At 71.6% G+C, this 15,100-nt stretch carries 9 protein-coding genes; 3 read left to right on the plus strand and 6 right to left on the minus strand.

Annotated features, from left to right (window positions below):
• Positions 1-95: 95 nt before the first annotated feature.
• The 3 genes from AC07A4_RS07755 to AC07A4_RS07765 all read right to left on the minus strand — a co-directional run bounded on the left by AC07A4_RS07755 (position 96) and on the right by AC07A4_RS07765 (position 9,055).
• The gene (locus AC07A4_RS07755) at positions 96-728 is read right to left on the minus strand and encodes a LuxR C-terminal-related transcriptional regulator (RefSeq protein WP_478594486.1); all 633 of its coding nucleotides are present in this window, start codon (positions 726-728) and stop codon (positions 96-98) included.
• A 579-nt stretch (positions 729-1,307) separates the two neighbouring features.
• On the minus strand, positions 1,308-7,763 hold the full coding sequence (locus AC07A4_RS07760) for a thioester reductase domain-containing protein (protein WP_478595882.1): 6,456 nt from the start codon (positions 7,761-7,763) through the stop codon (positions 1,308-1,310).
• A 47-nt stretch (positions 7,764-7,810) separates the two neighbouring features.
• Positions 7,811-9,055, minus strand: a complete 1,245-nt coding sequence (locus tag AC07A4_RS07765; RefSeq protein WP_478594489.1) for a PucR family transcriptional regulator — start codon at positions 9,053-9,055, stop codon at positions 7,811-7,813.
• Positions 9,056-9,393: 338 nt separating this feature from the next.
• Here AC07A4_RS07765 and AC07A4_RS07770 point away from each other — a divergent pair, with 338 nt between their 5' ends.
• Entirely contained in the window at positions 9,394-10,713 is a 1,320-nt protein-coding gene (locus AC07A4_RS07770) for an acyltransferase domain-containing protein (RefSeq protein WP_478594491.1), read from the plus strand.
• A gap of 244 nt (positions 10,714-10,957) precedes the next feature.
• Here AC07A4_RS07770 and msrA read toward each other — a convergent pair whose 3' ends face one another.
• Complete coding sequence (msrA, locus tag AC07A4_RS07775) at positions 10,958-11,506, minus strand: peptide-methionine (S)-S-oxide reductase MsrA (protein ID WP_478594494.1); 549 nt, start codon at positions 11,504-11,506, stop codon at positions 10,958-10,960.
• Positions 11,507-11,739: 233 nt separating this feature from the next.
• Complete coding sequence (locus AC07A4_RS07780; RefSeq protein WP_478594496.1) at positions 11,740-12,360, minus strand: TetR/AcrR family transcriptional regulator C-terminal domain-containing protein; 621 nt, start codon at positions 12,358-12,360, stop codon at positions 11,740-11,742.
• Positions 12,361-12,473: 113 nt separating this feature from the next.
• Here AC07A4_RS07780 and AC07A4_RS07785 point away from each other — a divergent pair, with 113 nt between their 5' ends.
• Both AC07A4_RS07785 and AC07A4_RS07790 read left to right on the plus strand, forming a co-directional pair.
• The gene (locus AC07A4_RS07785) at positions 12,474-13,208 is read left to right on the plus strand and encodes a DUF998 domain-containing protein (RefSeq protein WP_478594499.1); all 735 of its coding nucleotides are present in this window, start codon (positions 12,474-12,476) and stop codon (positions 13,206-13,208) included.
• Between the two features lie 114 nt (positions 13,209-13,322).
• Positions 13,323-13,535: a DUF4287 domain-containing protein gene (locus AC07A4_RS07790; protein WP_478594501.1), complete on the plus strand. Its 213-nt coding sequence runs from the start codon at positions 13,323-13,325 to the stop codon at positions 13,533-13,535.
• Between the two features lie 100 nt (positions 13,536-13,635).
• Here AC07A4_RS07790 and AC07A4_RS07795 read toward each other — a convergent pair whose 3' ends face one another.
• Entirely contained in the window at positions 13,636-14,835 is a 1,200-nt protein-coding gene (locus AC07A4_RS07795) for a cytochrome P450 (RefSeq protein WP_478594502.1), read from the minus strand.
• Positions 14,836-15,100: the final 265 nt, after the last annotated feature.

Below are 15,100 nucleotides of genomic sequence, written 5' to 3' on the forward strand. Positions count from 1 at the left end.
GGAGGGTTGGGGAAGCCTTTCGGGGCCCCTGAAACCGGGGCCTGTCTTTCCCTGGTCGTTCCCCCCCCCCCCCCCCCCCCCGGGGCGGCCCCGCGCTACACGTCCTCCTCCAGGTCCGCCTCCTTCACCAGGTAGCCGAACTGGAAGCGGCTCGTCGCGCCGAACATCTGCATGACCTGACCGATGTGCTTGCGGCAGGTGCGCACGGACGTCCCGAGGCGCCGGGCGATGGCCTCGTCCTTGACGCCGGAGATCAGCATCTTGACGATCTCCTTCTTCATGTCCTCGCTGATGGCGTCGATCTCGGCGCGCCCGGTGTCGAACTTCTTGGCCGTCGCCCAGCCGTGCTCGAACGTGGAGTACAGGAAGTCGATGAGCGAGCGCTCCTGCACGATCACGGCCCCGCCGCTCTCCCCGCTCAGCGGGACGAACGCCACCGACCGGTCAAAGATGATGATCTTGCCGAAGAGCGCGCCCGCCGTCCGTATCTCGGCGCCGGAGTCGAGCAGCTTCTCCACGTGCTCCCGCGTCGGGGTGTCGAACCGGGCCGCGTGCTGGTACAGCACGCGCATGCGCACGCCCCGGGCGAGCACCTGCAGATCCCGGGTCTGCGCCTCGATGAGCTCCTCCGCGGATTCCTCGCTCTCGGGCTGCATGCAGACGATTTCATGGGAGCTGTTCGCGGCGGCCTCCGACAGGAGGGAGCGGACCACCTCCGGGACTTTCACGATGTCGAACGAGTTCGCGTGCTGGCTGGCGAACTTGCTCGACCTGAAAAGCAGTGAGAGGCGTGCCAAGTCATTGCGGAGATGACCTATGGCCAGCTTCCGTTCGAGCAAATCAAGTTCGCTCGGAGTCAGTACTTGCGAATAGGAGATGCCAGGGTCGACTGGCACGAACCAGGCGTCCTCGTTGCGGGAAGGACGGATGAGTTCGAGCTCCAGGAGGCTGGCGATGATCTCCCTTCCCTTTTCGGGAGCAAATTCGAAATCACGTGTGATGTCCTCGACCGTGAATCCGTCCCGGTCCAGGCTCCATTCATAGACTTCAAAGCTTCCAGTGACTGGCTTAGGGAACAAGGGCGCTCCAAGTTTCTAAGTATCCCTTCAGATTGCCCTGGCGAAGGGATATTGACTCGAGCGGTGTTCGGCGTCAGCGCCAATATCAATCTATGGGACTCCTCCCCGATAATCCAGTGGCGACGGAACGGGCCTGGGCCCCGTGACCGGGGTGCGGGCACGCGAAACGGCCGGGCCGAGGACATGGGTCCCCGGTCCGGCCGTAGGGGCGGAAGGCGGGCGGCGGCGCTAGCCGAGCGCCCCCGGCGCCGGGAAGTACCCGGCCTTCGCGAAGAACTCCGTGTACGTGCCGAAGAGTTCCGCGTCGATCTCCGGGCAGGCGATGCCCGTGCCCGCGAGGGCGGCTTCCGTCGCGCTGACGTCCATCCGCATGTACAGGGCCGCGCCCGCGGTCATGTACGCCCGGAAGATGTCGATCGTCGGGAAGAGCGCGTTGTCCCGGTCGGCGCGGACGGTGGCGACGAACTCGTCCCAGCCCACCTCGTCCAGGGCGTACCCGGAGGCGCGCAGCCGCTTGACCATCTCGGCGAAGCTGACCGCCACGGGGTTGAACAGGTGGAAGGTACGGCCGTGCCCGGTGCGGGACAGGGCGAGGACGGCCGCGCTGACGTAGTCCACCGGCACCATCGGGAACAGCGCGTCCGCGCCCGCGGGGACCGCCCGCGCCTGGAGGCTGCCCTTCAGGCTCAGCCAGACGAAGTCGCGGGTCTGGCAGGCGCCGTTGGTGCGCGCCCCGGAGATCACGTCGGCGCGGTAGACCGACACGGGAAGGCCGCGCTCCCGCGCGAGGCCGATGATCTTCTCGCCGACGTACTTGCTCTGCCGGTACCCGTTGGTGAGCTCCTCCGGCGGCCCGGTCGGGTCGTCAGGGGTGAGCCCCGCGCCGTCGGGCGCGGGCCGCGCGAAGACGCCGGTGCTCGACACGTAGTGCAGCGGCACCGTGCGGTGCAGCGCGGCGAGCCGCAGCGCCTCCTCCGTGCCGGTCACGTTGGCGGCCTTCAACGACGTGTACGGGTGCAGCCAGTTGACCGTGGCGCCCGCGTGGTACACCACGTCGACCTCGCGGGCGAGCCGGTCGTACGTCTCGGCGTCGAGGCCGAAGCGCGGCTCCGCGAGGTCGCCGGTCAGGACCGTGAGGCGGCCGGGGTCGACCTCGTCCCAGATGCCGTACCAGGTGAGGTTGGCGCGCAGCCGGTCGAGCGCGGCGCGGTCGTCGGCGCCCCGGATCAGACAGTGCACGGTGGCCCCGGTGGACCGCATCAGGTCCCGCAGCAGGAAGGCGCCGACGAACCCGGTGGCTCCCGTGAGGAACACCTGCCCCGGCTCCGCGACCGTGGTGACGACCTCGGCGGCCGGGACCACGTCGGCGGCGAGCCGTATCTCGGCGGCGAAGTCCACCGCGGTCTGCGTGGCCTCGCCGGTCCGGGTGGCGAGCTCCGCGCGGAGGTACTCGATCAGGGCCGCGGGGTGGTCGTAGTCGAAAAGGAGGGTCGGCGGAAGCCGCAGGCCCGTCTCGCCTTCGAGCCGGTTGCGCAGCTCGACCGCGGTCAGCGAGTCGAAACCGAGCTGGGTGAAGACGGTGGCGGGGGCGATGTCGTCGGTTCCGCTGTGGCCGAGCACGGCGGCCACGGAGCCGCGTACCAGATCGAGCAGGAGCTCGCGCTGGCCCCTCTCGTCGAGCGGGGCGAGGCGCTCCGCGAGCTGCCCGGTGTGCTGGGCGGTCGCGGTGACCACGCGCCGCGATGGGCCGCGGACGAGGCTCCACAGGACGGGCAGGACGGGTCCTGGCTGGCGCGCGATCAGGGCGACGTCGAGGTGCATCGGTACGGTCGTCGGGTGGCCCGCGGCGAGCGCCGCGTCGAACAGGCCGGTGCCCTCGTCGGGTGCGATGGGCCTGAGGCCCGACTGCGTCGCCCGCTTCCAGTCGACCTCGGAGAGCCGGGACGCCATGCCGTGCGCCTGCGCCCACGCCGCCCAGGCGAGGGAGTCGCCGGGCAGCCCGTTGGCCCTGCGGTGCTGGGCGAGGGCGTCGAGGAACTGGTTGGCGGCCGAGTAGTTGGCCTGTCCCGGCGAGCCGACGACACCGGCGACGGAGGAGAAGAGGACGAACAGGGCGAGCGGCCGTTCCCGGGTGAGTTCGTGCAGGTTCCAGGCAGCGTCGACCTTGGGCCGCAGCACAGCCGACACCCGCTCCGCCGTCAAGGCGGTGACGATGCCGTCGTCGATCACACCAGCGGTGTGGACGACACCCGTCAGCGGATGCTCCCCCGGCACCGACTCCAGCAGCGCCGCAAGGGCCGCGCGGTCCGCCGCGTCACACGCCTCGACGCGCACCCGCGCGCCCAGCGCGGAAAGCTCCTCCACCAGCTCCGAAACGCCGGGAGCCGCAGCCCCCCGCCGACTCGTCAGCACCAGATGCCGAACGCCGTACTCCACCACCAAGTGCCGCGCGAACAAGCCGCCCAGCGCACCCGTGCCACCCGTCACCAGGACCGTGCCGTCCGGATCAAGCTCGCGCCGGGCCGTGGCGGCCGGGTGGGCCCGCGCGAGGCGGGGTGTGCTCGCCCGCCCCGCGCGGAGCGCCACCTGCTCGTGGCCGGAGGCGATCGCGGCGGCCAGCCGCCCGGCGCTCTCCGGGCTGCCGTCGACGTCGACGAGCGTGACGCGGCCGGGGTTCTCGACCTGCGCGGACCTGACCAGGCCCCACACCGGGGCCGCGCCGGGGTCGATGTCCTCGCCGTCGTGGGTGGCGACGGCGTGGCGCGTGACCAGGACCAGGCGCGCGGTGCCGTGCGCGAGCCCGTCCCGCACCAGGTGGAGGGTCCGAGCGGTGGCCCGGTGCGCGGCGGCCGCCGCGTCGCCGTCCCCGGCCGCCGCGTCGACGACGGCGACGAGGGTGTTCCCCGCGGCGTCCGCGACGCTGTCGACACGGTCCCCGAGGCCGTCCAGGCCCCCCAGGCCGTCCAGCGCGCTGTCGCCGAGTACGGCACAGCGCGCGGGCGTGAGGTCCTCCGCGTCCGGCAGGGCGACCGACGGCCAGACGACGTGGAACAGCGAGTCGCCGTGCGCGCCGTCGGCCTGCCCGGCGGGGGCCGTCGGGCGCCGCCGCAGCGCGCGGGCCTCGCCGACCGGTTCGCCGGTGTCGTCGGCCAGCCACAGCCGGAACGCGTCGTCGCCCTTGGGCCTGATCCAGACCCGGAGCGCGCGCGGGCCTGCCGCGTACAGGTCGAACCCGTGCCAGGACAGGGCGGTGGTGTCGTGCCCGTCGGCGAGCAGCGGGTGCAGCGCGGCGTCGAGCAGCGCGGGGTGGACGCCGAACGACTCCGGGTCGGTGTCGTCGGGCAGCCTCACCTCGGCGAACAGGTCTTCGCCGCGCCGCCACAGCGCCCGCAGGCCCTGGAAGGCCGGGCCGTGGGCGTACCCCTTCTCGTCGAGCCGCGTATAGAAGTCGTCGAGCCCGGCGGGTGTCGCCCCCGGCGGCGGCCAGGCCGCCAGGGAGACCGCGGGCGGTGGCGCCGACTCCGTGAGCAGCCCGGTGGCGTGCACGTGCCAGGGCGCGGCCGGGTCGTCGCGGTCGGGCCGCGAGGCGACGGTGAGCCGCCGGTGACCGTCGTCGCCCGCCGCGCCCACGGTCACCTGGACCTGGACTCCGCTCTTGGCGGGCAGGGCGAGCGGCGTTTCGATCGTCAGGTCGGCGACGGCGGCGCAGCCGACCTCGTCACCGGCGCGGACCACCAGCTCGGCCAGGGCCGCCGAGGGCAGCGTCACGGCGTCGCCGACGCGGTGGTCGGCGAGCCAGGGGTGGGTGTGCCGCGAGAGCTTCCCGGTGAACACCGCGCCGTCGCCGCCCGCGAGGGCGATGCCGGTCGAGAGGACCGGGTGCGTCGGCCCGGCGAGGCCGAGCCCGGGGGTGTTCCGCGCGCCGGGCGAGGTGCTGTCCAGCCAGTACCGCTGCCGCTGGAAGGCGTACGTGGGCAGGTCGACCAGCGCCGCGCCGGTCCCGGCGAAGACCCGCGCCCACTCCACCGCGTGCCCGGCCGCGTACAGCCCGCCCAAAGCACTGAGTACGGTACGCACTTGGGGCTTGTCCCGGCGCTGCGACGCCACGAACGACGCCTCCACGATCTGCGGCCCCATCGACGTCAGCACACCCGCGGGGCCGATCTCCAGGAACCGGGTCACCCCCTGCTCCCGCAGCCGGGTCACGTGGTCCGCGAACCGCACCGCCTCACGGATGTGCTCGACCCAGTACCGGGCCGAGCACACCTCCTCCGCACTCGCGGCCATGGCAATCACCGGCTCGTGGAAGGTGACGGCCTCCACCACCGCCGCGAACTCCTCCAACACCGGGTCCATCAACGGCGAGTGGAAGGCGTGACTGACCGTGAGCCGGTTCGTCTTGACGCCCCGCTCCCGCAGGGCCTCCGCGATACCGGTGACCACGTCCTCGTCCCCGGAGATCACCACCGAGGAAGGCCCGTTGACCGCCGCGACACCGGCCCGCTCCTCATGCCCGTGGAGCAGTTCCCGGACGTCGGCCTCGGTGGCCTGCACCGCCACCATCGCGCCACCGGCGGGCAGCGCCTGCATCAGCCGCCCGCGCGCGGCCACCACCCGGCACGCGTCGGTCAGCGTCAGCACCCCCGCCACATGCGCGGCGGCCAGCTCGCCAATGGAGTGCCCGGTCACGAAGTCCGGCACCACACCCCACGACTCCACCAACCGGAACAGCGCCACCTCGACCGCGAACAGCGCGGGCTGCGTCCACCCCGTCTCATCCAGCCCCGCACCACCGAACACCACATCCCTCAACGACCCGGGCAGCAGGCCGTCGAAGGCGGCACACACCTCGTCGAACGACGCCGCGAACACCGGGAAGGCCTCGTACAACTCACGCCCCATACCGGCCCGTTGCGCCCCCTGGCCGGTGAACAGGAACGCCGTACGGCCTTCCGCCGCGACGCCCGCCACCACCGCACCGGCGCCGGTCTCCCCGGCGGCCAGCGCCCGCAGGCCCGCCACGAGCTCGTCACGGCCGGACCCCACCACGACCCCGCGGTGCTCGAACGCCGACCGCGATGTCGCGAGGGACAGGCCCACGTCCAGCGGGGACGCGCCGCCCTCCACCACGGAAAGGAGCCGCTCCGCCTGCGCCCGCAGCGCCTCCGCCGACCTGGCCGACAGCGCCAACGGCACGGCGGGCAGGGCGCGTTCCGGAGTCTCCTCCGTTGCCAGCCCGGTGTCCTCCGGGGCCTGCTCCAGGACCAGGTGCGCGTTGGTGCCGCTGACTCCGAAGGAGGACACCGCCGCCCGGCGCGGGCGGCCCGTCGTCGGCCACGCGCGCCGCTCGGTCACGAGCTCGACCGCGCCCGCCGACCAGTCGACGGCGGGCGTGGGCTCGTCCACGTGCAGGGTCTTCGGCACCTGGCCGTGCCGCATCGCCATGACCATCTTGATGACACCGGCGACCCCGGCCGCGGCCTGCGTGTGCCCGATGTTCGACTTCAGCGAGCCGAGCAGCAGCGGCTGGTCGTCGGGACGGGACTGGCCGTACGTCGCGAGCAGCGCCTGCGCCTCGATCGGGTCGCCGAGCCGGGTGCCCGTGCCGTGCGCGTCGATGACGTCGACCTCGGCGGGCGAGAGCCCGGCGCTGGCCAGGGCCTGCCGGATGACCCGCTGCTGCGAGGGGCCGCTCGGCGCCGTGAGGCCGTTGGAGGCGCCGTCGGAGTTGACCGCGCTGCCGCGGATCACCGCGAGCACCGGGTGCCCGAGCCGCTGGGCCTCGGACAGCGGGGCGAGGAGCAGCATGCCCACGCCCTCGGACCAGCCGGTGCCGTCGGCGGCCGCGGCGAACGCCTTGCAGCGGCCGTCGGGGGCGAGGCCGCGCTGCCGGGAGAACTCCACGAAGCCGTCCGGCACCGGGATGGCCATCGCGCCGCCCGCCAGGGCCAGCGCGCACTCGCCGCCGCGCAGCGCCGTCACGGCGTGGTGGATCGACACCAGCGACGACGAGCACGCCGTGTCCATGCTGACCGTCGGCCCTTCGAGGCCGAGGACGTAACTGATGCGGCCGGAGGCGACGCTGGTGAGCATCCCGGTCATCGCGTAGCCCTCGGTGCCCGTCGACGAGGAGTCGACCATGGAGGCGTACCCGGTGTACGGCACGCCGACGAACACCCCGGTGTCGCTGCCGCGCAGCGAGCGCGGGTCCACCCGAGCCCGTTCGATGGCCTCCCACGCGGTTTCGAGCAGCAGCCGCTGCTCGGGGGCCATCGCGAGCGCCTCGCGCGGCGAGATCCCGAAAAACGCGGCGTCGAAGCCCTTGATGTCGCTGAGGAACCCGCCCTCGCGCGCGGAGAACTTGCCCACCGCGTCGGGGTCCGGGTCGTACATGCCCTCGACGTCCCAGCCGCGGTCGGCGGGGAAGTCGCCGATCGCGTCGACGCCGTCGGCGGCCAGGCGCCACAGCTCCTCGGGGGTCGACACGTCGCCGGGGTAGCGGCAGGCCATGCCCAGGATGGCGATGGGCTCGGACCGGCTCGACTCAAGCTCGTCGATGCGGGCGCGGGCCTTGTGCAGGTCCGCGGTGACCCACTTGAGGTAGTCGAGGAGCTTCTCGTCCTTGCTCACCTGCTGACCGCCGCCCGCCTGCTGACCGCTCTTCGCCTGCTGACCGCTGCTCATCCGCTCACCGCTGTTCGTCCGCTGACCGCTGTTCGCCTGCTGACCGCTCACTTGGACACCGCCCGGATCGAGTTCTCAAGACCTGCCGCGGGCCCCTGTTCGGCGAGGACCGAAGGGCCGAGCCGTCCCGCCAGGTACAGCGCGAGGTGCAGCCGCAGATGGTCCTCGCGCAGGGAGCGCCCGAGCAGCTGCTCCGCCTTCTTCACCCGGTAGACCACGGTGTTCTTCGCGATGTGCAGGTGCTTGGCCGTGAGGGCCACGCCCCGCTCGTTGTCGAGGAGGCAGCGCACGGTCTCGCGCAGCGCGGCCATCGACCGGGTGTCGTCGGCGAGCGGGCCGAGCTCTCGGCGCACGAAGTCGGCGGTGGAATCGGCGTCGTTGCCGAGGAGGATCACGAGTTCCAGGTCGCCGTAGTCGCACAGCCCGGACGGGCCGGGTTCGGTGATGCGGCCGATCCGCTCCGCGGTGACCGCCTGCTCGTGGGAGCGCTGGAATCCGGCCACTCCGTCGCCGGGCAGCCCTGAGGCGACGCGGACGTGCGGGGGCAGGGCCACCGGCTTGTCCGCCCTGCGCAGTTCGCCCGGCCGGTCGGTGGCGCGGCCGCCCCACGCCCACAGCCGCCCCGGACCCGCGGGGAGCAGCAGCGTCGAGGAGCATCCGGCCTGGTCGAGGAGGCGCAGCGCCGCCGTCTCCAGTTCGCGGGCGCTGTCCGGGGTGATCTCGTCCTGCCACAGGACCAGGGCGACGTGGTGCAGCGTCAGGTCGTAGCGCAGCTGGCGCAGCGTCGTCCTGGTGTCGACGGGCGTCCCCTCAAGAATGGCGGACACCAGTTCGAAGCGCTCACCGACGGACCCCGCGAACCAGCGGTCGCGTTCGGCGGTGAACGTCTCGGTGACCGCGGCGGTGAGGGTCTCCATTCCGTCGAACAGGTCGGCGGATATGGACCTCATCATCGCCGCCTGTTCCTGCGCGGGAATCGTTGTCGCGCAGAACTCGAAGAGACCGCGGGTGAAACTCGCGTGGGTCGCCCTGACGTAGCGGAGCAGGAGGTCGACGGTGGTGTTGTCGCCGATGCGTTCCCTTATGGCATTCGTGAGCTCGATGGCGAGAATCCGGGGAATGGCCCGGATGCCGCTGAGCCTGAGGACGCCCCAGAGCGATATCGCCTCAACGAGTCGGGTTTCACTGCGGGATGTCAGATCGAAGCGGGCGAAAGGATCCTCGGCAAGATCCGCGAGGAGCATGCGACTGTTCTCGATGGCCCATCCTGTGGCGCCGGGCCCGGCGCGCATGACCGCCTCTTCGACCAACTGTGGATTCGTCGCTGGTAAATGGAGTACGGAGTCATCGGTGGGGCGCAGCAGATACAGCAGAGAGCAGGGGGACGAAATCTGCGGTGGCACAGGCATGGTCGCCTGCGACGTGGGATAGCCTGACAAAGCGTAGCCTCCGTACCGGAAAGCGGACGCGACTTGGGTAGTGGAAGCCTATACAAGGCATCACTGGCGGTGGGTAATCCTCCGGTAACCGCCTCCGAGCTGCGGAATTACCGCGCGGTGGGCGGAAGTGGGCGGGAGTGGCGATAACTTGACTTTCGCCGTCCGCTGATTGGCCGTGATGAGGAGTGCTCGTGACCAAGCCGTCCACACAAGACGTCAGGACCGCCGCCGCGACCGGTCCGGTGCCCTGGGTGCTCTCCGGGCGCAGCGCGGCGGGCCTGCGCGCCCAGGCCACCCGGCTGCTCGCCCGGCTCGAGTCCCCGTCGGCGCGCGGCGCCGACGACCTCACGGCCGTGGGCCGCTCCCTGGTGGCGGCCGGTGCGGCCCACGAGCACCGGGCGGTGGTCCTCGGCCGCGACCGCGCGGAGCTGCTCGCCGGGGTGCGCGCGCTCGCCGAGGACCGGCCCGCGCCGCACGTGCTCGGCGGGCGCGCGGCCCGGCCTGGCCCGTCGGGCGGCCGACCGGTGTTCGTGTTCCCCGGCCAGGGCACCCAGTGGGCGGGCATGGCGGTGGAACTCCTGGACACCGCGCCCGTGTTCGCGCGCTCCGTGGCGGACTGCTCGCGGGCGCTTTCGCCGTATCTGGCCTGGTCCCTTGAGGACGTGCTGCGGGAGGTGCCCGGCAGCCCGCCCCTCGACCGGGTGGACGTCGTCCAGCCCGTGCTGTTCTCGATGATGGTGTCGCTGGCCCGGCTGTGGCGTTCGTACGGCGTGGAGCCCGGGGCGGTGGTCGGCCACTCGCAGGGCGAGATCGCGGCCGCGCACGTCGCGGGCGCCCTGTCGCTCGAGGACGCGGCACGCATCGTGGCGCTGCGCAGCCAGGCCCTGATCAAGATCCGCGGCCGCGGCGAGATGCTGACCGTGATGGCGCCCGAGGCGAAGGTGCGCGAGCTCCTCGCCGACTGGGAGGGCCGCGTCTCGGTGGCCGCGGTCAACGGCCCCGCCACCACGACGGTCTCCGGCGACGCGGCCGCGACCCGCGAGTTCAACGCCGCGCTGCGGGCGGCGAAGATGATGCGCTGGCAGGTCCCCGGCGTGGACTTCGCCGCGCACTCCGCGCACGTGGAGGACCTGCGCGAGACCCTGCTCGACCTGGCCGCACCGACCAGGCCGGTACGGGGCGGTGTGCCCTTCTGCTCGACGGTGACCGGCGGCCGCGTCGACACCGAAGGCCTGGACGCCGAGTACTGGTACCGCAACCTGCGCCAGACGGTCCGCTTCGACGAGGCCGTACGCACGCTGCTGACCGACGGCCACACGGTCTTCGTCGAGTGCAGCGCCCAGCCGGTGCTCACGGTCGGCATGCAGGACACCGTCGAGGAACTCGGCGGCTCCGCCGCCCTGATGGGCACGCTGCGCGGGGACGACGGCGGCATGAACCGCTTCCTCGCGGCCCTCGCGGAGGCGTACGCGCAGGGGGTCGCGGTGGACTGGACGGCGGCGTTCGCCTGACGGGTCGCCGCCGGGGGCGGGCCGGGTCCGCGCGGTGGGCCTGGCCCGCACACTAGGGGGCGCGCACACCAGGGGCCCGCACGCCCGGGGCTCGCACCCAGGCGAGGCCGCACGAGTGAGGCCCTGACCGACGCCACGGCCAGGGCCTTTCTATTCTTTCCGCGCCTTTCCGCGCTCTTCTTTCCTTGCTTTCCCCGATCTTTCGCGCGTACTCTCACACGCGCTGCGCACCCTTTTGGTGCCCTCAGTCGACGTCGAGCCCCAAGGTGCGGAGCTTCGGTGCGATCACGGCACGGCAGTAGGGCTGATACCGATTGCTGTTGTAGTAGTCCTGCTGATCGGCATCGGCCTCGAAGAACTGCTCGTACGGCCTGAGGTCGGTCACGATGTCCTGTCCGAGTTTCTGCCGCACCTGTTCCATGACCTTCTCGGAACGCACGCGCTGGTCCTCGCCCGCGTAGAAGATCGTGGAATGGTAGATGGTGCCGAGATCCGCACCGCTCTGGTTGGGAGTGGTCGGATCGTGGCTCTGGAAGAACAGCACGAGTACGTCTTCGAGGGAGATCTCCCCCGGCTTGAACACCACCTGCACGGCCTCGACGAATTTCTGTGGGTTGAGCCCGTGGCGCACATAGCCCTCATAGTCGGGCGGCGGCCCGTGGTCACCGGCGAACCCGGCGACACTGGAAGTGATCCCGGGCGTCCGCCGCGCCACCGCGTCGAACGACCAGAAACACCCGGGCCCGAGCGTCAGCCTCTCCGTGCCCCCGCCCGTGGATTCTTCATCGCCCATCAAAAACCCTCCCCTAAACAGTGCCCGTATTCCACATTCCGCTTCGACTGTAGCAGGGGAGGCTCTTTTCAGTTAGGGTCCTGCATACCACTCGGAAAGAAATCGGAAGCCGTGTCCGATAAAGGAGACAGAGGTGGCCGACCGGCGGCTTCGCTGGCCGAAAATCACCCCTCGCACAGCACGTCCGACACCTCAATGACGACAACACGGCCCCGTCCCCCTCGCCGAACGCGTCAGCGGTAGGCCGCGAGGAAGGCGCGCACGCCCGCCGTGGCGTAGTGGTCGAGTTCCGCGTCGGTGTGCCGGGCCGAGCCGGTGAACATGGCCTGGTTCACCGGGATCCACAGCAGCAGGCCGGAGAAGTGGTGGGCGGCCAGGAGCGGTTCGTCGACGCGGAGCAGCCCCTCCCCCGCGAGCCGCCGGAAGGTGTCCGCGAGGGTGGCGAGGACCCGCTCGAAGCCCCGCTCGTACCAGGCAGCGCCCAGTTCGGGGAAGACGTCGGCGTTGGCGATGACCAGCCGCCGCAGCTGCAGCACCTGCGGCCGGGTGAGCGCGTCCAGGAACCGGCGGGCAAGGCGGAGCAGGTTCTCCTCCAGGGCCTCGGCGTCGGCGGGGATGTCGGACACCAGGTCGACCATGGCGTCGATCTGGTCGGTGGTGGCCAGGACGATCTCCGCGAACAGCTTCTCCTTGTCGGCGAAGTGCTTGTAGACGGTCTGCTTGGACACCGCGGCCAGCTTGGCGATGTCATCCATGCTCGTCCCGGCGTACCCCTTCGTCATGAACACCTGGGTGGCCGCCCCCATGATCGCCTGACGCTTGCGAGCCGACCGGCCCTGCTCGTTGTCAACCACTCCGACCTCCTGAAGACGAGTACTGGACAGTCCAGTTTCTTCGTGGGTACTGTACCGTCCAGTTCCTGGCAGTACTACACCGTCCAGTTCTCGCGCCTCGTAAGGAGACCCCCATGGCCCAGATCCAGCCGCTCCCCGGCCACCCGTACCCGTCGTCGGCGGACCTGGCCGCGTCCGGCTCCCCGCGCACCACGCCCCGCACCACGCCCCGCTCCACGCCCCGCGCCCCGCACCGGCTCCTGCTGGCGGGCGGCATGGCGGCGGGCCCGCTCTTCCTCGTGGCGGGCCTGGCCCAAGGCCTGACCCGGGACGGGTTCGACTTCGGCCGCAACGCGCTCAGCCAGCTCAGCCTCGGCCCGCTCGGCTGGATCCAGATCACCGTCTTCCTGCTCACCGGCGCCCTGGCCCTGGCGGGCGCGGCCGGTGCGCGCCAGGTGCTGCGGGAGAGACCGGGCGGCACCTGGGCGCCACGGCTGATCGCCGTCTTCGGCGTCTCGTTCCTGCTCGCCGCCGTGTTCACCGCCGACCCCGGCGCGGGCTTCCCCTCCGGCGCCCCCGAGGCGGCGCCCTCCTCGCTGAGCTGGCACGGCGCGCTGCACATGGCCAGCGCGATGGTCGGCTATCTGTCGCTGTGCGCCGCGTCGTTCGTCCTGGCCCGGCACTTCGCCGCCGCCGGCCAGGGCGGCTTGGCCTGGGCGTCCCGCCTCGTCCCGGCGGCCGTCCTCGCGGGTTTCGCCGCCTCGTCCGCCACGGTCGCGGCTTTCACCGCGGGAGCGGCGCTCGGCCTGCTGTGGCTGACGACGCTGACGGCCCGCCTCGCCACGCTCCCCGCCGACACCGGCAGCTAGGCGCCCACCGGGCACAAGCCCCGCGCCCCCACACCCCCGTACCCAAGCACCCCACGCACCCCACGCACCCCTCGTAACCCTCGTAACCCTCGCAACCCAAAGGAGAACCCCGAAATGGCCGCACCCGGAAATGGCCCCGCCAGCTACTTCCCCTCGATCGAGAAGAAGTACGGCCGTCCGATAGAGGAGTGGGTGGACATCATCCGCGCCTCGCCCCTGACCAAGCACATGGAGCTGGTCACCTGGCTGAAGGCCGAACACGGCCTGGGCCACGGCCACGCCACCGCCCTGGTGACCCACACCCGCACCACGACGCCCGGCGAGTGACGACGGGGGCGGCCGGGACAACGCCCCGGCCGCCCCCACACGCATCCCGTACCCCTAATCCCGCCTCTCCCCTATTGCCTCTATTACCTCTATCCCCTTATCAGCGGGTGAGGAGGTTCAGGGTCCTGACTCCCGTGAGGTCGGCGGAGGGCAGGAACGTGGGCGGGTTGTCGGGGTCCGCGCGCAGGACCGGGAAGCGGTCGAGGAGGATGTCGAGGACGATGCGGCCCTCCAGGCGGCCCAGCGGGGCACCGATGCAGAAGTGGATGCCGCGGCCGAAGCCGAGGTGCGGGTTGGTGGCGCGGGCCGGGTCGAAGGTGTGCGGGTTCGCGAAGACGCGCTCGTCGCGGTTGGCGGCGCCGAGGCGCACCGCGAGCAGCTGGTTCTTCGCGATGTGCTGCCCGCCGAGCTCCACGTCGGTGGTGGTGGCCCGGTACAGGGCGGAGAACGGCGACATGAAGCGCAGCGACTCCTCGATGACGCCCGACAGGAGCGAGCGGTCGGCGCGCACGCGCGCGTCGACCTCGGGCTCCGCGTCGAGGCACAGGAGCGTGTTGCCGATGAGCATGGTGGTGGTGACGTGCCCGGCGACGAGCAGCACCGTCGCGAAGTTGGCGACCTCGACGGAGTCCAGGCGCTCCCCGTCGACCTCGGCCTCGACGAGCTTGGTCAGGAGGTCGTCACGGGGCGCGGTCCGGCGCAGATCGGCGTGGTCGCGGAGGTAGCCCTGCAGCTTCCGGGAGAGTTCCAGGGCCTCTTCCAGATCCTGCTTCTGCTCCTCGGTGGGGTTGACCGTCACCTCCTGCTCGTTGTCGAAGATCTTGTCCACCCAGTCCTTGAACAGGCCCCGGTCCTCGGCGGGCACGCCGAGGAGTTCGGCGATGACGATGACCGGCAGCTGGTAGGCGAGGGCGGACACGATCTCGATGCTCTCCTGGCCCGCGACCTCGTCGAGGAGCTCGTGGGTCAGGGCGGCGATCCGCGGCTCCAGATCGGCGACGGTCTTGGGGGTGAAGGCGCGGTTGACGAGTTTTCGCAGCTTGCCGTGGTCCGGCGGGTCCATCTGGGTGGGGTTCCCTTTGAACGCGTCGCCGAAGTCCATCTCGGTGTCAGCGGCGAACACCTTCGCGGTGTTGGACGAGAACGTCGCCGGGTCCTCGAGGACCGCGAGCGTCTCGGCGTGGCTGTAGACGTTCCACAGCCCCGTGGCCTCGTCGAACCGCACGGTCTCGGGCGGCACCTTCCCGTGCAGCCAGAAACGGCTCTCGTCTATGCCCCACTTGGCGGCGATGTCGGTCATGGTCGGTTCCTTTCATCGGAGGTACGGGGCCTGGGGCAGGCGTCCGCTTCCGGGCGCACGCGAGCGCGGCACGGGCGGGTACGGCGGTACGGCGGTACGCCAGTCCGGCATGCGCGAGAGGGGCCCCGGGGGCGACGACGTCGATTCACGCCCGGCGCGCCACCAGGGCGCCGTCACCCGCGGAGGGCGGGAGCGTCGAGGGGGAACGATGCCGGGGGCTCGTTCGGTGCCGGGGCTCGTTCGGTGCTGAGTTCACAGAAGCCGG

This window comes from Streptomyces sp. NPDC043996 (assembly GCF_056435225.1).

Excerpts from the sequence above, each read along its gene's own strand:
- AC07A4_RS07795 (WP_478594502.1), bottom strand. The coding sequence starts at position 14,835 with ATGACCGACATCGCCGCCAAGTGGGGCATAGACGAGAGCCGTTTCTGG.
- msrA (WP_478594494.1), bottom strand. The coding sequence starts at position 11,506 with ATGGGCGATGAAGAATCCACGGGCGGGGGCACGGAGAGGCTGACGCTC.
- AC07A4_RS07765 (WP_478594489.1), bottom strand. The coding sequence starts at position 9,055 with ATGCGCGCCGGGCCCGGCGCCACAGGATGGGCCATCGAGAACAGTCGC.
- AC07A4_RS07760 (WP_478595882.1), bottom strand. The coding sequence starts at position 7,763 with ATGAGCAGCGGTCAGCAGGCGAAGAGCGGTCAGCAGGCGGGCGGCGGT.
- AC07A4_RS07785 (WP_478594499.1), top strand. The coding sequence starts at position 12,474 with ATGGCCCAGATCCAGCCGCTCCCCGGCCACCCGTACCCGTCGTCGGCG.
- AC07A4_RS07790 (WP_478594501.1), top strand. The coding sequence starts at position 13,323 with ATGGCCGCACCCGGAAATGGCCCCGCCAGCTACTTCCCCTCGATCGAG.